21 protein-coding genes are annotated in these 21296 nt (G+C 59.5%); 5 read left to right on the top strand and 16 right to left on the bottom strand.

Annotated elements, in window-relative coordinates:
• The 6 genes from VN887_14920 to VN887_14895 form a co-directional block, all read right to left on the bottom strand.
• Positions 1 to 550 (bottom strand): F0F1 ATP synthase subunit alpha (locus tag VN887_14920; protein ID HXT41300.1); only part of this gene is annotated, 550 nt, incomplete at its 3' end.
• Between the two features lie 31 nt (positions 551 to 581).
• Positions 582 to 974, bottom strand: a complete 393-nt coding sequence (locus VN887_14915; protein ID HXT41299.1) for a F0F1 ATP synthase subunit delta — start codon at positions 972 to 974, stop codon at positions 582 to 584.
• On the bottom strand, positions 974 to 1528 hold the full coding sequence (gene atpF / locus VN887_14910; GenBank protein ID HXT41298.1) for a F0F1 ATP synthase subunit B: 555 nt from the start codon (positions 1526 to 1528) through the stop codon (positions 974 to 976). Before atpF ends, VN887_14915 begins: the two co-directional genes overlap by 1 nt.
• 52 nt (positions 1529 to 1580) lie before the next feature.
• The gene (locus VN887_14905; protein HXT41297.1) at positions 1581 to 1814 is read right to left on the bottom strand and encodes an ATPase; all 234 of its coding nucleotides are present in this window, start codon (positions 1812 to 1814) and stop codon (positions 1581 to 1583) included.
• Positions 1815 to 1882: 68 nt separating this feature from the next.
• Entirely contained in the window at positions 1883 to 2827 is a 945-nt protein-coding gene (atpB, locus tag VN887_14900) for a F0F1 ATP synthase subunit A (protein ID HXT41296.1), read from the bottom strand.
• Positions 2828 to 3110: 283 nt separating this feature from the next.
• A complete protein-coding gene (locus VN887_14895; GenBank protein ID HXT41295.1) occupies positions 3111 to 3923 on the bottom strand; it encodes an ABC transporter ATP-binding protein in 813 nt (270 codons plus the stop codon).
• Positions 3924 to 4173: 250 nt separating this feature from the next.
• On the opposite strand from VN887_14895, the gene VN887_14890 reads away from it, so the two are divergent.
• Positions 4174 to 6207, top strand: coding sequence for a CAP domain-containing protein (locus VN887_14890; GenBank protein HXT41294.1), 2034 nt, complete (start codon positions 4174 to 4176; stop codon positions 6205 to 6207).
• A 70-nt stretch (positions 6208 to 6277) separates the two neighbouring features.
• Positions 6278 to 7351: a DNA polymerase IV gene (gene dinB / locus VN887_14885; GenBank protein ID HXT41293.1), complete on the top strand. Its 1074-nt coding sequence runs from the start codon at positions 6278 to 6280 to the stop codon at positions 7349 to 7351.
• A gap of 29 nt (positions 7352 to 7380) precedes the next feature.
• On the opposite strand, the gene VN887_14880 is transcribed toward dinB, so the two are convergent.
• Complete coding sequence (locus VN887_14880; GenBank protein HXT41292.1) at positions 7381 to 7749, bottom strand: hypothetical protein; 369 nt, start codon at positions 7747 to 7749, stop codon at positions 7381 to 7383.
• 215 nt (positions 7750 to 7964) lie between these two features.
• Positions 7965 to 8468, bottom strand: a complete 504-nt coding sequence (locus VN887_14875) for a tetratricopeptide repeat protein (GenBank protein ID HXT41291.1) — start codon at positions 8466 to 8468, stop codon at positions 7965 to 7967.
• Between the two features lie 321 nt (positions 8469 to 8789).
• On the opposite strand from VN887_14875, the gene VN887_14870 reads away from it, so the two are divergent.
• Together VN887_14870 and VN887_14865 are read left to right on the top strand one after the other, a co-directional pair.
• Positions 8790 to 10889, top strand: a complete 2100-nt coding sequence (locus tag VN887_14870) for a beta-galactosidase (GenBank protein ID HXT41290.1) — start codon at positions 8790 to 8792, stop codon at positions 10887 to 10889.
• 37 nt (positions 10890 to 10926) lie between these two features.
• On the top strand, positions 10927 to 11355 hold the full coding sequence (locus tag VN887_14865; GenBank protein HXT41289.1) for a DUF721 domain-containing protein: 429 nt from the start codon (positions 10927 to 10929) through the stop codon (positions 11353 to 11355).
• Positions 11356 to 11805: 450 nt separating this feature from the next.
• On the opposite strand, the gene VN887_14860 is transcribed toward VN887_14865, so the two are convergent.
• On the bottom strand, positions 11806 to 12729 hold the full coding sequence (locus VN887_14860) for an SDR family oxidoreductase (protein HXT41288.1): 924 nt from the start codon (positions 12727 to 12729) through the stop codon (positions 11806 to 11808).
• A gap of 89 nt (positions 12730 to 12818) precedes the next feature.
• Here VN887_14860 and VN887_14855 point away from each other — a divergent pair, with 89 nt between their 5' ends.
• Positions 12819 to 15488 carry a DUF3656 domain-containing protein gene (locus VN887_14855; GenBank protein HXT41287.1) on the top strand — a complete coding sequence of 890 codons (2670 nt, stop codon included), beginning with the start codon at positions 12819 to 12821 and terminating at the stop codon, positions 15486 to 15488.
• A gap of 24 nt (positions 15489 to 15512) precedes the next feature.
• Here the strand turns inward: VN887_14855 and VN887_14850 are convergent, their stop codons facing one another.
• From VN887_14850 to VN887_14820, 7 genes are all read right to left on the bottom strand, one after another.
• A complete protein-coding gene (locus VN887_14850) occupies positions 15513 to 16148 on the bottom strand; it encodes a cyclase family protein (GenBank protein ID HXT41286.1) in 636 nt (211 codons plus the stop codon).
• Between the two features lie 32 nt (positions 16149 to 16180).
• Entirely contained in the window at positions 16181 to 17308 is a 1128-nt protein-coding gene (locus tag VN887_14845; GenBank protein ID HXT41285.1) for a glucose 1-dehydrogenase, read from the bottom strand.
• 127 nt (positions 17309 to 17435) lie between these two features.
• Positions 17436 to 17813: a metallopeptidase family protein gene (locus tag VN887_14840; GenBank protein HXT41284.1), complete on the bottom strand. Its 378-nt coding sequence runs from the start codon at positions 17811 to 17813 to the stop codon at positions 17436 to 17438.
• Positions 17814 to 17845: 32 nt separating this feature from the next.
• Complete coding sequence (gene mntR / locus VN887_14835; protein HXT41283.1) at positions 17846 to 18277, bottom strand: transcriptional regulator MntR; 432 nt, start codon at positions 18275 to 18277, stop codon at positions 17846 to 17848.
• A gap of 284 nt (positions 18278 to 18561) precedes the next feature.
• Positions 18562 to 19527, bottom strand: coding sequence for a c-type cytochrome domain-containing protein (locus tag VN887_14830; GenBank protein HXT41282.1), 966 nt, complete (start codon positions 19525 to 19527; stop codon positions 18562 to 18564).
• 12 nt (positions 19528 to 19539) lie between these two features.
• Positions 19540 to 20379, bottom strand: a complete 840-nt coding sequence (locus tag VN887_14825; protein ID HXT41281.1) for a leucine-rich repeat domain-containing protein — start codon at positions 20377 to 20379, stop codon at positions 19540 to 19542.
• 270 nt (positions 20380 to 20649) lie between these two features.
• On the bottom strand, positions 20650 to 21296 hold a 647-nt coding region (locus VN887_14820; GenBank protein HXT41280.1), incomplete at its 5' end, for a trypsin-like peptidase domain-containing protein.

Here is a 21296-nt window from a genome sequence, read left to right as displayed (position 1 = left end):
GGGCCTGGTTGATCATCGTGTCCACGCCGATGGTCGTCTTGCCGGTCGAACGGTCGCCGATGATCAACTCACGCTGGCCGCGGCCGATCGGGATCATGGCGTCGATCGCCATAATGCCGGTCTGCACCGGCTGGCTCACCGAGCGGCGCTTCACGATGCCGGGCGCGATTTTTTCCACCGGATAAAAAGCGGTCTCCTTGATCGGCCCTTTGCCGTCCACGGGGCGGCCCAGTGAATCCACCACCCGGCCGAGCAATCCCTTGCCCACCGGCACGGAGAGCAGTTTGCCCGTGGTCTTCACCTCGGAGCCTTCATGAACCTGGAGATAATCGCCCAGAATGATCGCGCCCACCTCGGTCTCCTCGAGGTTCAACGCCAGGCCGACGACGCCGTTGCCGAAGTCGAGCATCTCGTTCAACATCGCGTCGGTCAGGCCTTCGATCTTGGCCACGCCGTCGGAGATTTCGCGGACGGTGCCTACGTTTTGTTTTGCCACCGACGTTTTCACGCCGGCGATTTGCGCCTCAATTTCCTGCAGTAGATTGCTCATATCAGAATTTCAATTCCGTGCTTCATGAAAACTACATGGTCTCGGCAAGCGCATTCAACCGCGCCCGCACACTGCCATCAAAAACGTCACTGCTCACCTTCACGCGCAACCCGCCAACCAGCGTCGGGTTCACCGTGAAACTCACATCCAGACCCTGCCCGTAGCGTTGCGCAAGGCTCGCCCTGACTGAAGCGATGAGGGACTCACTCAACTGCGCTGCGCTCTCAACGCGCGCCGTGCGTCTCTCGATGTCGAGCTTCACGAGCCGCTGGAAGTGCGAAAGAATTCCCACATAGCCACGCGGTTTTTGAGTGATGACCGCGCTTACGGTCTGGCGGACGCGGGTTTCGTCGAGCAAACCGTTGACCTTGCAGGCGGTGAACAGCGTCTTCGCGTCGCGCCGGGCCTGTTTGGAAATCTTCATCAATTGTTTGCCAGTTGCGACGCCGTGTCTTCCGCCAGACGGCTTTGCTGTTCCGGCGTCAAAATGTTTCCGGTGACCTTTGCGGCGGTCGCAACCACCAGGCGTCCCACTTCCCGGCGGAGTTCCGCCTTCATGCGGGCCAGTTCCGCTTCGCTCGCCTGGCGCGCCTTGGTGATAATGTCGTTCGCCGTGGCAACGGCCTTCTGCGATTCTACCTCCAGGACCTTCGCCGCCGCTCCCCGGGCTTCCTCGATCAGCCTGTTGGCCTGCGTGCTGGCCTGATTCAAAATCTCCTGCGCTTTGGTTTGCGCATTGGCCAGCTCTTGTTTGATCTTCTCCGCGTTGGCCAGGCCCTCGGCGATGCGCTGCCTGCGCTGCTCGAGCACATCGAGGATGGGTTTGTAGGCGAACTTGTAGAGCAAGAAGGCTACGATGCTGAAACTGATCACCTGCGCAACGAAATGCGGCAGATCCAAACCGAATGTTTCGGCCGTGCCTTTCGCCGTCCGGGCGAGATCGCTCCCGATGTCCGCAAGCAGAATTGAATGACTCATAAACTCGTTTGTTAATGCAGGCGCGGAGCCGGCACGGCTCCGCGCCCGGCGATTAGTGGGCGACCGGCGCGACTTCCTTCACGAGGAAGAGGGCATAGAACACGATGGCCTCGGCGAACGCGATGGCCAGGATGGATTGCACCAGGATTTTGGTCGAAGCGCCGGGATTGCGTCCCACGGCCTCCGAAGCCTTCATGCCGATGAAACCCACGCCGAGGGCCGCGCCGAGCGCCGCCAGACCGACGTGCAGGTTGCCACTCAATTCTGCCAGCATTGGCATTAACATACTTTTGTCCTTTCTTTTTTCCTCAGCGGCTCCCGCGATTGAACACGGTCGAACCGCTGAAATCTTTTTCAATGATGCGCGGTCTCGTGTCCTTCCTCGTGCATGCAGATCAGCATCGTGAACACGGCCGTCAACAGCATGAACACCAGCGCCTGCACCAGCCCGACCAGCAGTTCCATGAAGTAGAATGGGACCGGCAGCAGCCATTTCAGCGAGGGCACGAGGTTGGCCATCGCTTCGAGCATGTTTTCGCCCGCGAAAATGTTGCCGAACAAACGGAAGCTCAGGGAAACCGGACGGAACATGATCGAAAAGACCTCCAGGAAACCGACCAGGAAGAAAATCACAATCAACAACAGTCTCAACAGGCCCGCGGATTCGCCCTTCGGTCCGAACAAATGGAGAAGGAAACCCTTGACGCCATTGGCCTGCAGTGCCCAGACGAACCAGCAGACCATGAAAACGGCAGCCATCGCGAAGGTCATGTTGAGGTCGGCATTGCCCCCGCGCAGCAGCGGGCGGCCGACATGCACCAGCAAAAAGCTGCCCGGCTCTTTTGGCATGCCCCAGCCAATCGTGCCGACGCCGGGAATCAATCCGAACCAGTTGGTGAACAGAATGAAGATGAAAATCGTCGCAAAGAACCAGAACGTTTTCTTGACTAGGTCATGCCCGATGATGCCTTCGAGAAAATCATGCAGGCTTTCCACCAGCCATTCCCAGAAATTCTGCGCGCCACTCGGCACCTCCTGAATCCGTCGCGTGGCGAAGCGGGCGAAAATGATCAAACCCGCGGCCACAATCCAGGTCACGAGCATCGAGTTCGTGATCAAGCCGCGTTCACCCGCGAGCGGCTGTGCCTTTTGCGGGATGCCGTGCTCCGCGCCTGCCGCCAACGCCTGTTCAACTCCGACGGCCGATGCCGCTGCAGCCGGCACGTTCTCCGCCGCTGAAGAAATTGTCGGCGACGCCAGCAGGGCGAGCGCGAACACGACTGTTTTAATGATGGGCATCAGGTCTGGGTCTGGCGTCCACAGAGACACCGTCTCCCCGCGGATACATTTACTTTAGTGCCAAAAGCGCGGGAGAAAGTGCCGCATCGTGAAATTTTTCACAAGCGTTTTTTGCGGGTCATGTCCCATTACATGGTGGCTGATAGAATCGAGTAGTCCGGCTTAACCAATAATCACGGGACATCCGTGCATCTTAAAATGGCCGGCAAAAAACGAAAGAGAAAACAGCCTGTTGAGGAAAGAATTACGCGCAAGGGCGGTCCCGTATTTGGTCTCAAACAAGTCAAATCACCGTGTTCACGGCCTTCGACACCTCGAGCGAGTACCGCCCGGGTCCAACCCGCAAGCGGACCATCGAACCAAACGCCCGCGAAAGCGGCCCTGAACGCAACACGGTCTGCTTCTTGCCGCTTGCCAGGACCTCGCCGGATTTGAGCAGCAACGCGTGGCTGAACACCGGCATGATTTCTTCGACATGATGAGTCACGAGCACGAGTGTCGGACCGTTTCGCATCCGGCCAAGGCGATTTAGGAATTGCAGGAAATGCTCGCGGGCGACGGGATCCAGCCCGGCGCACGGTTCGTCGAGAATCAGCACCGGAGGCCGCGCCATCAACGCGCGTCCGATGAGCACTCGCTGGCGTTCACCCTGCGACAAAAACGCCCAGGGCCGGTCCGCCAGGTAATCGCACTCGATCCGCCGCAGGATGCGCATCGCCCGGGCGCGGTCTGCCCTGGTGGCGCGACCCCAAAAATCAATCATCGCGTACTTGCCGCTGATCACCGTATCGAGGGCCGGTTCATTTTCCGGCATCATCTGGCGCACGGACGAACTGACGAGACCAATGCGCTTGCGCAATTCCCGCCAGTCGGTCTGGCCGTAGCGCTCGCCGAGAACGGCGATTTCGCCGGCTGACGGCGTCAGGTAGCCGGTCAGGGCGCTGAGCAGCGACGTCTTGCCGGAGCCGTTCGCGCCGAGAACCACCCAGTGCTGGCCGCGTTCGACCCGCCACGAGACATCGCGGAGAATCGTCGTCCTGCCACGCCGCACGCAAAGGGCGCAAACTTCGAGCACGAGCTGGGTCGTTCGGTTCATGCGGCGGACATTTTTGCCATTTGGGTCCAGGACAGCAAAGCAAATGAGCGGCGCGACGCCGAGCCGCGCGATGACCCCGTTTTCGGTCCTGGCAATTTGCTTTATGGACGGTAGAAAAATCGTTTCTCTTGAACGGCAATCTTCGATATAGTTCCCAAGCGTTCCGTGCGACCCGCGAAACCCAAAGCCGACGCGAATGTTTGACCATCGCTCGCGAAAGCGCGCCCCGCTTTCAAACTGCCATCTCAACATGAAGCCGAATCTTGCCGCGCGGTCCGTTCTAAATCATACAGGCGTACCCGCTGTTTTGTTCGCGTTTATTGGCGCGATTCACTCGGTGGCGCTTGGTGGAAACGTAGCGCCAACAATCCAACCGGGCCCGGCACCGCAGGCCCCTCCCCCTGCGCCGCCAGTCGAGTTCAGAGTGCCGGGCACAGCGCGGCCATCGCCGCACCCGCAAGGCCCGACGTTGTATTCCATCGGCGATCCAACCGATGAAGAGCAGCTTTATTTGGAATACATCAATCGCTCCCGGGCTGATCCACCGGCTGAAGGCGTTCGTCTCGCCACGACCACCGACGCCGACGTGTTGTCAGCCTATGGCTTTTTCAGCGTGGATCTCACGTTAATGCAAAGCCAGTTTGACGCCATTGCCGCCGCCCCGCCGCTGGCGATGAACGCCCAACTTCTCGACGCCGCGCGGTTGCATAGCGGCGACATGTTCACCAATCAATTCCAGGGTCACAACGGTTCGGATGGTTCCACACTCGGACAACGCGCGACGGCTTCAGGTTATCCTTGGTCCTCGCTGGGCGAGAATGTGTTCTCCTATTCCAAATCTGTCTGGTATGGCCATGCGGGTTTCAATGTGGACTGGGGCAACGGTCCCGGTGGAATGCAAAGTCCGCCGGGACACCGAGAAAACATTGCCAACGCTTCATTCCGCGAGATCGGCGTCGGGGTCGTTGATGGCAGTAACGGGACCGTCGGGCCGCAGTTGGTGACGCAAGACCTCGGTACCCGTCAATCGGCCACGCCACTGATTACGGGCGTTGTCTATTATGATTTTAACACAAACAACTTTTACGATCTGGCGGAGGGAATCGGCGGCGTGATCGTGGATGTCAACGGGTCAAGCTTTCATTCAGTGACGGCGAACTCAGGCGGTTACGCGGTGCCCGTGCCCGGCAATGGGACCTACACACTGACATTCTCAGCGCCCGGTCTGGCGACCAACCAGCAGCAGGTCACCGTTTCCGGTCTGATGAACCTAAAAGTGGATTATCTTCCGGTCTATTCGCCGCCCCTGATTTCGGGCCCGAATCCCGCTGCATTGAATCAGAACAACACTTATGCCTTCACGCCTGTTGGCGCGGCGACCGGTTATCAATGGGAGCAGACGCAAATCGTGCCGTTCACGGCAGTGGAGGGCGCGGAGAATGGGCTGGTCGATGTCACGGCGGTGACATCGTCCGGGTACTCGGTCATCGACAGCACCATCAAGTTCCAAGGGAACAACTCGTTTCGCCTGGCTCAACCAACGCCGCCGACCGACCAATTCCTCACGTTGAACGCCACCCTTCGTGCGACCGCAAGCAGCCAATTGATTTTCTACAGTCAGCTCAGTTGGGCGTTCCCAAATCAAGTCGCTCGGGCGCAAGTCTCAACCGATAACGGTGCCAACTGGCAGGACGTGTGGAGTCAGGCAGGCACAGGCGATAACGGCGACACCAGCTTCAACCAGCGGACGGTTTCGCTGAGCAGCTTTACTGGCCAGCAAATCCAAATCCGCTTTGCCTATGATTTTTCCTCCGGTTCTTACTACGACGTCAGCCCCGGAGTCGGCTTTTACATTGACAACATTTCCGTCACGGGGGCCGAGCAACTCAGCAACCCTACCGTCACCGACATTCCCAACGGAACTTCGTTTGTTTTCTCCCCGACCAACTCCGGCGACTATTCACTGCGGGTCCGCGCTCAAGTCTCCGGTCGCTATCTTGACTGGGGACCGCTTTTGCGCGTCACGGCGGCCAATATTGCGCCCGCCACGGTGCAATTCAACGGCAGCCCATCGGTGGCCGGAGCCAATGTGCAAATCGATTTCGACGTGACGAATTACCGGGCGGGGATGAACTTTCAACTACTCCAAGCGCCGGATGTGGCCGGAACCTGGACGACGAACGGTTCCGCTTCGTTCCAAACGCTTGTCGCCAACTCGAAGTTCCGCGTAACGACCACGACCGGCGGGGCGGGCAAAACCTTTTACCGGCTCCAGGCCAATTGACGCGCGATCAGGCGGCTTTCTGCCCGCGACCTGAGTTTTTGGCCGGCATCGACGCCGGCTGCCATCTTCGATGTTCCGCGTCATTTTCCACCTCGACATGGACGCGTTCTACGCCGCCGTCGAGCAGCGTGACAACCCTGAGTTGCGCGGCAAGCCGGTAATCGTCGGCAGTCCGCCGACACAGCGTGGCGTCGTTTGCGCCGCGAGTTATGAGGCGCGCAAATTCGGCGTGCGGTCGGCGATGCCCAGCGTCACGGCGGGCCGGCTTTGCCCGAAGGGCGTTTTCGTCCGGCCGCGCATGGAGGCTTACAAAGAGGAGTCGCGCAGCATCATGGCCCTCGTCGTAGAAAGCGGCGCGCTCATCGAGCCGGTGTCGATTGACGAGGCGTATCTCGATCTTTCACAGATCTGCAGGGGCAGTGACGCCGACGACGCGCTCTTTCGCGCGGTGCCGATGGCGCGCGAATTGAAGCGGAAGATTTTCTCGGAACGACACCTCACCGCCAGCGTGGGTATCGCCGCGAACAAATTGCTCGCAAAGCTCGCCAGCGATTTCCACAAGCCGGACGGACTGACGCTCATTCCCGAACGGGACAAAATCCTGTTTTTGCGGCCAATGCCCGTGCGCGTGATCCATGGCGTCGGCAAGGTCACGGAGCAGGCGCTCAATCAAGCGGGCATCACAACAGTCGGCGATTTGCAGGACCATCCGGGCGACCTGCGCGCGCTGGTCGGCTCGTTCGGACCGAAACTCAAGCGGTTCGCGTTCGGTGACGACGATCGCCCGATCGAGTTGGGCGACGAAGTCAAAAGCATCAGCAGCGAGGAGACGTTTCTGCGCGATACGGACGACCGCGCCACGTTGCGCAAGTGTCTGCGCGAACAGGCCGCGGACATCTCAGCGAAGCTCAAGCGCCGACGCCTCGCGGCGAAAACTCTCCAGGTCAAGATTCGTTACAGCGATTTCCGGACGCTGACGCGCCAGATTTCGGTGGAAGAACCGGTTACCGAGGCACAGGACATTTACCGTCTCGGCTGTTTTTTGCTGGCGAAAGAGAAGCTGGTGTCGAGGCCGCTGCGGTTGATCGGACTCGGCGTCAGTGGATTGGGCGAAGTGTCAGGGAGACAATTGGCGTTGTTGTGAGGGACCATTCTGGCGCGCGCAAGCCCGCCTCAGTATTTTTTGGTCCAAAGGATCGTGAGATTATTCGTATCAATGACGCCGCGAAAGGCAACATAAGGAGACCCGCTCCAAGGCGAGGACTCGAGCCACTCCAAACGCAAAAGCCAGTCGCTCGGAGGGCGAGAAAGTCGCGCCGGCCAATCTGCCGGCCGCAAGCGTTCAACTTCCCAGACCCGACCCCAATTTGCTGCCAGGGTGAACGCCCGCTTCTCTTCGGCTGCTGACCGCGCCGATTCCACGCGCGCAACGATGTAGCGGAACTTGATCGGCCCGTAAACCCCGTCGTAGCCGAGCAGCAAAACAATGGGGAGCGATAGAACTACAGCGACACTCACCAGGATTTTTTCCCGTGTTGTCATGGAAAAGCCATGAGCCCATGGTTATCAGACCGCAATGTACGCGCATCGTCACACAAGTGTAATGGCTCGGTTCCATCCATTGCGGTGAAAATTTGAATTAGGTTCGCGATCTTCTGTGCAGGCAAATTACCACAATTCAAACCGACGGCAGCGTTCAACCGAAAACGCGCCCGAGGAGCCGGCGCTCCACGAAAACGCCCGAATGTACACCAGAGTCAAAGCCGCTTGATCTCGTCCCAAAGTGATTTGAGATCGTCGTCGTTCAGCGCCATCCGTTTGACCTTCTCTTTGCCACCGGCTTTGATCGCGCATTGCAACCAGTCGCGCGCTTCATCGAGCCGCCGCATCTGGCAGGCGTAACAGGCGAGGTTGTAGGGAACCGTCGGTTCATCGGGAAATTTCTCAAACGCGGGCCGCAGGGCGTCCCATGCCGCCTGAAGTCCTCCGGTCTTTACGCGCCGCAACGCGTAGGCCCGGTGCAGCCAGCCGGAGGAGCGCTTCGGGCAGCCCTCGACGAGCGCTCGCGCCGCGGCCAGCGCCTCCTCCCAGTTTTCCTCGTGTGCGTGGATCAGCCAGCGGATTTCCAGGACATCCGGGTGCGATTGCAAAGCCCGCGTTATCTTCGTCAACTCGACCACGGCTTCGCGCGCGTCGCCCAGTTCCAACCAGCCGACCGCAGCGGACAGATGGAACGTGTCAGGCGGCGCCAGTGGCTGCATGGTGATAGTGTAGCAGTTCGTTGTTAAATGGCGATGGTGACGCGCGCAAACCCCGCCGACTGCCTGAACCTCAAACGCAAGATGCTGCCGCGGCGCCGCAAAGTTTCTCGGAGATTTTCAAGCACGCGGGACCTGCCCCGGCGGAGCAGTCGAGAAGCGACGGGCGTTTCGCAACATCCGGTTGCCCGTTTGCGTCGCGCTCTCCGTGTTGCTTCAAACCCGGGTGTCCCAGCGCATTCATCCGCGATTCTGACGCCATTTTGTCGTTGCGCCCTTGGGACGGCGATTTAGAATCGGGTCAAATCCAGCCCAAGAACGCCTATGTATTTCGGCACCGATTATTATCCGGAGCATTGGGTTTATCCTTACGCAGGCAGTCCCGAAGAGCCAGAATCCCGCTGGCAGCGTGACGCGGAGTTGATGGTCGCCGCCGGAATCAATGTGGTGCGGATGGGCGAGTTTGCCTGGGGCCTCTACGAACCGGAGGAAGGAAAATACGATTTTGCCTGGATGAAGCGCGCGATGGACGTGATGGGCAACGCCGGTATCCAGATCATGCTGGGCACGCCGACCGCCGCCCCGCCCATCTGGCTCGCGAAAAAGCATCCGGAAATCCTCCCGCTCGACGAACGCGGCCTGCTCAAGCACGAAGGGACTCGCAAGGCCTATTGCATGAACAGCAGCGTCTATTGGGATCATTGCAAAAAAATAATCACCGAACTGGCCGGGGCGCTCGGCAAACATCCGCAACTGATCGCGTGGCAGATCGACAACGGCATTGGCGGCCACAACACCGAGGCCTCGTTCAACGAGGAGACGCGCCGGGACTGGCACGCGTGGTTAAAGGCAAAATACGAAACCGTCGAACGCCTCAACGAATTCATGGGCACGCGGTTTTGGGCGCAGCTCGTGACCCGGTTCGAAGACGTGCCGATGCCGATGCAGACACCGACGGTTTATAACCCGGCATTACTGCTCGATTGGATGCGCTTTTCGAGCGACACGATCGTCGCCTTCGTGAAGATGCAGGCGGATCTGCTTCACGAGTTGACGCCGGGAGTCGCGGTCACGAACAACCTCCGTGCGCTCACGCGCAGCTTCGACCATTTCGACGTGGCCAGCGTGCTGGATTACGTCGGCGTGGACAGCAACGCCACCATCAAGAGCAAGTCCGCCGAAAACGCCTGTGGCATTGACATGCTCCGCTCGCTGAAGAAATCGAACATCAGGACGCCGGGCGGGGCCAACAGCGGTTTTTGGGTCGTCGAGCAGAAGGCCGGCAACGTGAACTGGCAGGAGGTCAATTCCCTGGTCCGCCCGGGCATCGTCCGGCTGTTCACCTACCAGGCGATTTCACGCGGCGCGACGGGCCTGCTCTACTTTCTGTGGCGCCAGGCGCGCCTCGGCTCGGAAAAATTCTACGGCGGAGTCCTCACGCACGACGGCCGCGGCGAAAACCGCGTTTACCGGGAAATCAGCCACATCGGTGACGAGATCAAGCTGCTCACGCCGGCGCTTGAGGGCACCCGGGTCGTGGCGGAAGTGTGCATCCTGTTCAGCCACGAAAACGAATGGTCGATGCAGACCGGCCCCCAGCCGAACCGTTATTTCAACCAGCGCGAACACCTCCAGCTTTTCTACAACGCCCTCCATGACCGGAACATTCCCGTGGATTTTGCGCGGCCCACCGAGGACCTGTCGAAATACAAACTGGTCATCGCGCCGTCAATGAAACTGCTCGCGGGCGGCGAGGCGGACCTGCTCAAGCTTTACGTGCAGAACGGCGGCACACTGATCAGCACGTTCAGCACCGGGCTGGTGGACGAACACCACATCGCGCCCGACAATGGCTACCCGCATGACCTGACCGATTTGTTCGGCCTGGAGGTGCTCGAGTTCGACCCGCTGCCGCCTGGCGAGGAGAATCATCTCACGTTCAAGGGCGCGTTCCCCACCAGCCACCTGCATCCCGCGAGACTCTGGTGCGACCTCATCGAGCCCAAGGAATGCCAGATTCTGGCGACCTACGCGAAGGACTTCTACGCCGGCCGGGCGGCGATGACGATGAACACCTTCGGCAACGGTAAGGCGATTTACATCGGCACAATGAGCCATCAGCATTTTTACTACGACCTCATTGTCTGGCTGCGACAATTGTGCAACCTCTATCCGCTGCTCAAGGTGCCCGACACCGTGGAAGTCAGCCTGCGCCAGAAGGAGGACACCAAAATTTATTTTCTGCTCAACCATCAGAATTCGTCGGTGCGTATCCAGTTCTACAAGCCGATGCACGATTTTTTGACCGGCTCGACGTTGCAGGGAAACTACGACCTGCCCCCGCACGGCGTGCTGGTGCTCGACGAACACGTCTCGCAAAAGGCGGAACCGGTGCCGGCCTCCGCGGCCGCGGCCGGGGCTTGATTCCCGCCGCTGTTTCGCCATCGTTGTGCGGCCACACATGAGCAACCCCGGACAGTCCCTGAGATTCCCCCCGCGACACGTACCCCCGTTGGGTCCGCCCAGGGCCGGACCGCGGCAGCGCGCGCTTGCCGAATGGCGGGGCCTGGACACCGCGCCGCTGGAAAGGGCCCGGGCGTTGCGCGCCCAACCGGTCGCCGACGTGATGCCCCGCGTACTCACGAACCTCGGCCTTGACCGCCGACGCGCCGAGGCGGAAATCGTGCGGGTCTGGAACAACCTCATTGATCCAAACCTCACAGCACACGCGCAGCCGACCGGATTGCACAAGGGCACGCTCTTCGTCACGGTGGACAGCAGCGTTTGGTTGAGCGAAATCGTCCGTTACCGCCGCAAGGAAATCCTCGACCGCCTTCAGCACAGTTTCGGTCGCGATCTCATTGCGCGGATCTCCTTTCGGGTGGGCTAAAGAACAATGGTCGGTGGCGTTTTCGTCTCGAGTCTCAACAAGTCCTGGCCATCGAATAATTTCTCCCGCTATTCCGGTTGAATAGTTGAAACTGAGTTCGCAATGCCGTAACCTGGCGGCGTAAAATACCTGTCATGGCTTGCCTCTATCTCGCATCACACCTCGCAATCACCTTGTCTGTTGCACGGCACTGGCGGGTGCGCGGGCGCCCATGGCTTCCTCGGCATACCCTGTTCTCCATTGTAATTCCAGTCACGGTCTTTTTTCTGTGGACTTGTTTTTGGTGGCTCTTCCCCGCTGACGTTTTACCGGAATCGTGGTTTGATGGACTGCCTACTCCAGCCGAGAGCGCTTTCATGTGCGTGCCCCCACTGCTTTTTTCTTGGAGCTCGTTTTTTCTCACCGTTGGCAAATCCAAACAAAGCCGGCAGCGACTCTTTAATTTCTAGCTCAAGAAAGGTCCTGCCGGGATTCCAACCCGATGTCCAGCTTCCCCTCGCGCTCAAGCCGCAGGATCTCCGCCGTGTAACCCTGCCGGAACGTGGGATACTTGAACGCATAGCCAAGTTCCATTTTCAGTTTGCGGTTTGAAACCTTCTTGTTGGTCACGCCGCGTTTGCGATCCCCGTTGTCAGCCTCGGCGGCAAACGGCGGCATCCATTTCCCGAGGGTCTCGGAAAGCCAACGGAAGAAATGGATCTGCGCGACCGGTTCGTCGTCCACCGCGTTGTAAATTTCCCCGGCGCGGCCATTCTTCAGCGCGGCGATGATGACGCCCACCAGATCATCGCGGTGAATCATGTTGATGAGACGCTCGCCCTTTCCCGCAATCTTTGCTTCGTTCTTCAGATACTGCTGGAATAAGTGACCGCGTTCCGCCCCGTAGATGCCCGCGACGCGCAGAATGACGGCGGGGAATTTTTTCTCCTGCGCGGCGGCGAGCAGAAATTTTTCCGTCTCCACCAGAATCCTGCTCGTTTCGCTGGCCGGTTCGGTTACGCTCGTTTCTTTGACCAGCGAACCGTCGGCCTGCCCGTAAACGCTGGTGCTGCTCGTGTAAACGAACTTCTTCGGGGGCGACGCCGCCAGCCATTCGATCAAATTGCGGGTCCCATTCAGGTAAACGTGGCGATACTCCTCGACGCCACCTTTCACCGAGGAAACACAGTTCACGACCCAGTCGAAGGGGGCGGGCAATGTTGCCAGGTCCTCCGGCCTCGTGATGTCAGCAACGAGCGGGTGAATGCCGCCAGCCTTCAATCCGGCTTCCGCCGCGTTCGTTCGACGGACGCCGAACACCTGGTGGCCCTGCCTCGCCAGTTCCACTCCCAACGGCAGCCCGACGTAACCGCAGCCAACGATCAATACGCGCATGACCTGATAAAACCACCACGGACCAAAGGCACCAAGGACAGAATAGACTTTGTGTCGTGCGGCCTAGTCAGTTAGTTTTTGATTCTCTGATGAACAGCGGCCAGACCAGTCCGGTTTCGGTGCCCAACGAGATCCCACCCCTGGACGACCTGCCCCGCATTCCGGAGTTGCTCGCCCCGGCCGGTGATTGGGAATGCGCCAGGGCCGCGGTAGAGAATGGCGCCGACGCAATTTACTTCGGCCTGGAAAAATTCAACGCCCGGATGCGGGCGCACAATTTCTCCGAAGCCGATCTGCCGAAGCTGATGGAGTTCCTGCATTGTCGTGGAGTCAAAGGCTACGTCACCTTCAACACGCTTGTGTTCGCGAATGAAATGGCGGAGGCCGAACAACACCTGCGGATCATCATTGCCGCCGGTGTGGACGCCGCCATCGTCCAGGACATCGGCATCTGCCGCCTGATCCGCGGGCTCTCACCGGATTTTCCAGTTCATGCCTCGACGCAGATGACCATCACCAGCGCGGGCGGCGTCGAATTTGCCCGCGACCTGGGCTGCAATCTCGTGGTTCTTGCCCGTGAATGTTCTCTTAATGAAATTGGAAAAATCCAAACAGCCCTCGCTGGCGACTCTCAACACTCAACCATCGTCAGGCAGCTTCCCTTGGAGGTCTTCGTCCACGGCGCATTGTGCGTCGCCTATTCCGGCCAGTGTCTTACCAGCGAAGCGCTGGGCGGTCGCTCGGCCAATCGTGGCGAATGCGCGCAAGCCTGCCGGATGCCCTACGATTTGATTTCCGACGGCCAGCCCGTTGCGCTCGGTGACAAACGCTATCTGCTCAGTCCGCAGGACCTCGCCGGGCTGGAAGTGTTGCCGGACCTGGTCCGCGCCGGCGTGGTGTCGTTGAAGATCGAGGGCCGGCTCAAATCGCCCGAATACGTTGCGAACATCACGCGTGTCTATCGAGAAGCGCTCAACGCTATTGCCGCAGACTCCGGCTTGCGCTCCCTGCCCGCGGGGTCACCGGATCCGCGTAATCTGAAGGTCGCGGCCGCGAGTTCCGTGGAATTCGGAAGGATTTCCGACGGGTCGCTTTATGACATGGAGATGGCCTTCTCGCGCGGTCTGTACACCGGCTGGTTCCGCGGGATCGACAATCAGAAACTCGTCCATGCGCGGTTCGGCAAGAAGCGCGGTGTGCACCTCGGCGAAGTGACGCGCGTCCAGAATGAAAGCGTTTTTGTGAGCCTGGGCGCTCCGCTCAAGCCGGGCGACGGCGTCGTGTTCGACGCCGGGCATCCGGAAGAACGGGAAGAAGGCGGGAGGGTCTATGAAGTCCGAAACCCGGGATCCGAAGTCAGGGACTTCCTGACCGCAGAGCTGCGATTCGGACGCGGCCACGTTGACTTCTCGCGCATCCACGTCGGCGACAAGGTATGGAAGACCAGCGATCCGGAATTGGATCGCCGCCTGCGCAAGACATTCGAAGGCAGCCAACCGAAGTTCCAACGGCCGATTCAAATGGAAGTTCACGGGCGCGCCGGCCGGTCGTTGACGCTCGTTGTTCGTGATGAAGCCGGCCACGTCGTTCAGGCCGCATCCGCGATGCCGCTGGCCAAGGCCGGAAAGCAGCCGCTCTCGACTGGTCGATTGCGTGAACAACTCGGCCGCCTGGGTGGATCTCCATTCAAACTCGACGGACTGCAGAATCTCCTCGACGGCGACGTGATGCTGCCGGTCAGCGAGTTAAACCGGCTGCGGCGCGAGGCGATCGCGCAACTCGAGACGCTGCGCGCGCACCCGAAAAGGTGGACGCTAAATAAGGATGCCGCCGCGGGCTTCAGCTTGCGTCCCTTCGCGCAACCTGAAGGGTGCAACCACGGTCCGGCAGATGCCGGACTCATCGCTCTCGTCCGTGACCTGCCACAGCTCGAAGCCGCGGTGCGCAGCGGCGTGGAAACAATCTACTGTGAGTTTGAAGACCCGAAGAAATATCGCGAGGCGGTCACTCTGTTTCGCAGGGCGGATGGAGGACAGAAACTTCAACCTTCAACCTCCAGTTCCCAGCGGTCGATTTGGGTCGCCCCGCCGCGCATTTTCAAAACCGGCGAGGAATGGATTCTCAAACTGGTCCGTTCCTGCGATGCCGACGGTTATCTGGTTCGGAATTACGATCATTTGAAGTTCTTTGCCGACTGCCGTCGCATCGGGGATTTCTCGCTCAACGTGGCCAATCCCCTCACTGCCGGGTATTTCGTCCAATGCTCCGGCCTGGAGCGGGTGACCGCGTCCTACGATCTGAACATCGCACAGCTTGAAGCGCTCCTTCAGAACGCGCCGCCCGGGTGGTTCGAGATCACGATTCACCAGCACATGCCGATGTTTCACATGGAGCACTGCGTCTTCTGCGCCTTCCTCTCGAAGGGGAGGGATTTTCGCGACTGCGGCCGGCCTTGCGACAGGCATGCTGTGGAATTGCGCGACCGGGTTGGCGCGCTGCATCCGCTCAAGGCGGACGTTGGCTGCCGCAACACGGTGTTCAATGCGCTCGCCCAGACCGGCGCGGAATTCGTGTCGCGCCTGTTCGCGTTGGGCGCGCGGCGGTTTCGCGTCGAGTTCGTGAACGAAACGCCCGAGCAGGTCGAGCGGACGATTGTGAAGTATCGTCAACTGCTGCGCGGGGAGATCGCCGGCACGCAACTCTGGCGTGAATTGAAGCTGCTGAATCAGCTCGGAGTGACGCGCGGGCAGATGGCGTAATCGAAGCCAGGCGTTACGCCCGCCCTACTTTGCGCGCAGGACAGCCCTCGCCGGTGCGCCGTCGCTGTCGCGGATCTTTACCGGCAGACAGATCAGATCGTATCTGCCCGCCTTCACCTTCGTCAGATTCAGTCCCTCGATGATCCAGATGCCCGCGCCCAAAAGAACCTGATGGCATTCGACGCCGTCACGCTGATAGCCGCCGACGGAGAGGTAATCGATTCCGATCGTGCGAATGCCGCACTCCACCATGTGCCGGGCCGCCTGCTGCGAAATGTGAATGAACTTCGTGTCGAAGGTTTCGTTCCACCACTCGCGTTTCGAGTTGCGGGTCTTGAGCAGCACGCGTTCGCCCTTCCGGAGTTTGTGCTTTTTCAGTTCGGCCGGTTTCACCGAATCATCGTCCCCGATCTCAATCACGCGGCACGGGCCGATGACGGCATCGAAGGGCACTGTGTCCAGCGGCGCGCCGTCCCTGATGAAATGGATGAGGCCGTCCATGTGCGTTCCGGCGTGGCAACACAGGTCCATCTTCGACACGTTGCAGACGGCGCCTTTCTTCATATCGGCGAACCGCTCGAAATGCACCGAAGGATCGGAAGGCCAGTGGACCATGCCGGTGTGCAACGGGACGGAAGCGTCAATCCAGTTTTTGATCATGTTCAATTCAATCCGGGAGAACTCGAAATCGCTCAAGCCAGCGCGATCACGTTCTTGATGCCGGTCGCCCTGCCCAGCAACAGATCGCGATATTGGTCAATCTTGTAACGGCCCGTGATGAGCGAGCGGACAGCGGTGGGCCATCGTTTCAGGAAAATGCCGAGGTCGCGAATCGCGCCTTCGAAAGCCTCGCGGTCGGCATTGACGGTGCCAACGACGGCCTGATTTTTCAGAACGAGATTGCGCATGATGACGTCGGCTTCAACGTCGATGGCCGGCTTGGGCGCGGGAATGCCCGTGAAGACGTATATGCCGTTCAATCCAAGAATCCGCAACACGTCATAGGATATTTTCGCCTTGCCGACGGCCTCGTAAACAAGGTCGATGCTCCCGACTCGTTCCGCAAGCTGGTCCACGGTCTCTGCTTCGGACGAAATATATTTTGCCCCGATGGATTCGACGAGTTCGGCCTTCGGATTGGGCGCCTTTGAGCGCGAGTAAACGAAGGTTTTGAAGCCGTTTATGAGCAGCACCATTGCGCCCAGAATGCCGACCGGCCCGGCGCCCAGCACTACGGCGGTCTTGCCCTCGCCGATTTGATCGGGCGGTGTGCCGGGCGCGACCCAGGGCAGCCGCTGCTGTACCTTGCGCACCTGGGCGAGACCCTTTTCCGCGACCGTGAGCGGCTCGACGAGCACGGCGACGTCACGTAATTCCGCGGGGACGTAAGTGAGAAACTTTTCCTGCTCCACGTAGTACTCGGTCATGAAGCCGTGGGTCATTTTGATGCCGCGCTCCGTAAAATCGCCCGTGAAACAGAAATCCTGTCTGTCCTCGCGGCAGGGCAGGCAACGTTCGTGCGCGCATGGACGTCTGACCGAGGGCACCACCAGATCGCCGGGCTTGAGATGCGAAACGCCGGCACCCACCTCGACAACTTCACCCAGTGATTCGTGGCCGAGCACGAGATAGTCGAATCCGACCGGCGGCGCGCCATAAACAAACGTGCAGATCTCGCGGTCGGTGCCACACACGCCGACTTCGAGGGATCGGATTTTGACCTGGTTTGCGGCGGAAACATTCGGCGCCTCATGCTCGATCAACCGCACCTCGCGTTTGCCCGGGACGACTCCGACCGCCCGCATCATCGCTTTTGCCATAAAACACCTGGTGTTATTCAACCCGACTCAAATCCATTGTGAGGGAAGCCGGAGCGACATCTTACCGGTTGTTGAGCGGGTGAAAACAAAAATTTGGCGACGAGGGTTGAAAAGCACGTGGAGAGGCCTATTCCAGTCCGCGCTCTTCCAGATCACCTTCGTCCAGGCCGAGGTAATGACCCAGTTCATGCAGAAAGGTGGCGCGAATCTCCTCGCGATAAACCCGCTCCTCCGCACCGGCCGCGTCCCAGATGTTCTCAAGAAACAGGATGATTTGCGCGGGCAACGGCGCCGTCGTCATGCCGGTTTCGGAGAACGGCTCGCCAATGAACAATCCAAGCGTGTCCGGCCCGACCCCATCCTGCCGGAGCGCGCGGTCAGGGCGTCTTTCCAGAATTACGGGAAGGCGTCCGGCTTCAGCGCGCAAATCGCGTGGCAATGAACGGACAACGCTGTTCACCTCGACTCGCGCAATCTGCAGGAGAGCAGGCCAGTCAACAGGCATGATTTCCGGGAGGGTGCGTTCGAACGGAACGGTTACTTCACCAGCTTGCGGGACTTGAGAAACTGCTTCAGCGTGTCAGGGCTTTCCTCGAAAAACCGCGCCAGGTCGGCCAGAACTGCGACCGTTTCCGGGCTGAGATGATGCTCGATGCCTTCAATGTCCAGTTTCTGGGTTTTGGCATCGAGGCCGAACAGGGAAAAAAAGCGCGACAGCGTTTCGTGGCGCCTCTGGATGTTCGTGGCGACTTTTTTGCCTTTTTCGGTGAGTACCAGGCCGCGGTATTTTTCGTAATTCAGGTAACCCAGATCGCCGAGCTTCTGCACCATGCTGGTAACTGACGCCTGCTTCACCTCCAGCGACGAAGCGATGTCCACGACACGCGCGTAACCCTTCTCCTCGATCAATTCATGGATTCGTTCCAGATAATCCTCGGCGCTTTGGCTGGGCGTTGATGGAGCGGGCATGGCGCGGCGATTATTCATAAGAAACGGCACCGGCGCAAGAGTCGGGGTTTTGGAACAATGCGCCGGCTGAAAGGAGGTGTTGCTACCTGCATCGCGCAGAGCTGGTCGATCCACAACGCGGCAGCTTTGTTGTTCGTCGTCCGGCCTCTGAAAACCCGTCCACTGAAATACAGAGTAAGGTGCCCGCAAGGACGGTCGAATCAACCTGGGACTGGATCGGGGATTCGAAACGCGACCCGCAATGGGGCTTCTTGCGGCCCGAGCCTGACCGTTCCCGAATGTGCCTACTTCTTCTCTTCCTTCTTTTCCTCCTTCTTCCCGTCGCCTTCTTTTTTGACCATTGTATTGAGTTCCGCGCCCGTTGAAATCTCCGCGTTCGGCAATGCCTCCTTCAGTTGCTTGACGCCGCCCTCGGTGGTTTTTGTTTGCCACAGATAGAGATGCTTCAAGTTGTGGAGTCCTTTGAGGTTTTCAAGACCCGCGTCCGTGACGGCCGTGCCGTACAGGTTCAGGTAATTGAGGTTGGTCAGCTTCTTCAAGTGCGCCAGTCCGGCGTCCGTGATGGGCGTCAACTCAAGGTGCAGCCGGGTCAGATTCGTCAAATCGTCGATGGCCGCCAGCCCGGCGTCGGTGATCTTCGTATTTGCCAGGTTCAAATCCGTGAGGCTTGCGAGGTCCCTCAGCGACGCTATCGCGGAGTCGTTGACGCTGGTTCCCTGCGGACGGAAGTTCGCCTCCGTCCAGTGCGTGTTCATCGCGACCGGCCGGAAGTCAACGCCGAGCTGCGCCAGCTTCGTGGCTGCTTTAGCCTCGTTTGGCCCCGCCTTGAAGTCCGCGGGCAGTCCCGCCAGGGGATTCGACGGCTCGGGTTGTTTTGCCGCCTGGGCGGTTTCGGGCCATTCCGCGCCCCCGTTGATCCAGTCGCGAATCAAGGCCAGCTGTTCCTTCGCCAGCGGATCGCCTTCGCTCGGCATGAAATCATCGTCACTCTTCGGCAGGCTGATCCGGCGAACCAGCTCGCTCTTGTCGGCGTTCCCGGCGACGATCACCACGCCGTCCTTGCCGCCTTTCATCGCCGCTTCCTTCGAGTCCAGGCGGAGCTTGCCCTTTTGTTTTTCCGGGCCGTGGCATTTGACGCAGTTTTGTTCGATGATCGGCCGGATTTGTTTGGCAAATTCAACTTTGTCCGCCGCGCTGCCCTGCCAGACGGCAAAAGAAAACAATGCCGTTACCGCCATGAGGTTTTTCATAATAACGCGAGTTTAGTCGTTCAACCGGACTCCGAAATCTTTTAGTTGGGATTTTTGACCGCTCTTCACCGGATTGCCCTTGATGTAAAGGTTCAGAAACGGCGCGAACCGCTTCTCGCCGTCGATGTCCTTTTTCGCCATTTTCACCAGTGGCGTCAGGTCCCGTATCTTGTTGTTTTCCAGGAAAAGGTAAAAAAGGTTGGTCAACCCGTCGAGCGGCGCGAGATCCGAGACCGTCGTGCGACTCAACGACAACGTCGTGAGGCCGCCCAGGTTTCCGATGCCCGCAAGGCTCTTGATGTGATTGTCGTCGAGATACAATGACGCCATCCGCGGCAGCTTCACAATCGGCGAAATATCGGTGATCTGATTGCTGGCCAGATAAAGCGACGCGAGATTGGTCAGGCCACTCAGCGGTTTCAGGTCCTTCACGCGGTTGTTCGACAGTTCGACATACTGCAACGCGGCGTCGGCGGCGAGCGGCGTGATGTCATCGACCAGATTGCCGGCGAGGTTCAGGTATTGCAGCTTGGCCAGCCCCTTGAGCGGCGCGAGGCTTTTGAGTTTGTTCTTCGACAAATCGAGCGAGGCAAGGTTCACGCATTTTTCAAGCCCGGACAAATCGGTGATCGCCATGCCGACGCCCTGGATGGTGGAAAGATTGACCACGTCGGCTTCGACGATCGGCCTGTCGTTATCGCGCTTTTCAAAGACAAACTTGCGGACCGCCTTCTCCAGATTTTTATCCTTGAAAATCGGCGTCTCCGATGCGGCGTCAGCCGCCCGCGAGCCGGCTATCAGCATCGCGAGAAGAAGACACGCCAACGCGGGCGTCGAAATGATCCTGTTCATAAGCGGAGTTCCGGCACAAGGATTCTGACGCAAGAACAAAGAAGTTATTGAATGAAATCGCAAGAAGTTTTTTCGAAAGGCGTGCGCTTTCGCCGGCCTGCCTTTGCCAACGTGGACGGTCCCAAACCGGCTACTTGGCATCGGAGTTCAACAGGTTCGGAATGAGTTTATCGGCGCGTTTCGTTTCGTTGGTTTCTCGCCCTGACTGAACTGCGGGAAGACGCCTTTGCGTCCTTGCCTGCCTTGAAGTCGGACCTGCCACGCTCGAGCTTAGCGGGCCCTCGATGCCGACTCCGCTGGCACGATCTCCAGCGTCAACTTCTCCGTGTGCCGAAGAATTGTGAGCGGCGAACGCACGCCGACGTGCGCGCCGGTGAGTTGCTTGTGCAAATCGTCAATGCCCGCGATCGCCTGCCCGGCGAATTCGATCACGATGTCGCCCTCGCGCAGACCGGCGCGGCTCGCGGGACTGCCGGGCTCGACGCCGACCACAAGCATTCCCGTCTCCGCGGGCAGATTGTAGTGCCGCGCGACACGCCGATGGATCTTCGCCGTCTGGCCGCCCACGCCGATGTAACTGCGCCGGATCACGCCGTCCTTGATCAACCAGCCTGCAATGTATTTCGCCGTGTTGATGGCGATGGCGAAGCACAAGCCCTGCGCCGGCAGAATCACCATTGTGTTCACGCCGATGACTTCGCCGCGCGAATTGACCAGTGGCCCGCCGGAATTGCCCGGGTTCAACGCCGCGTCCGTCTGGATGAGATTATCCATGAGCCGGCCCGACCCGGCCCGAAACGACCGGCCCAGCGCGCTCACCACGCCCGACGTGACTGTGTATTGGAAACCGTACGGATTGCCGATCGCGATGGCGAGCTGGCCGACGCGCAACTGATTGGAATCCCCGAGGCGCACCG

The sequence above is a fragment of the Candidatus Angelobacter sp. genome, assembly GCA_035607015.1.
Classification (GTDB): domain Bacteria; phylum Verrucomicrobiota; class Verrucomicrobiia; order Limisphaerales; family AV2; genus AV2.
This window is presented reverse-complemented; position numbering and strand designations above follow the sequence as displayed.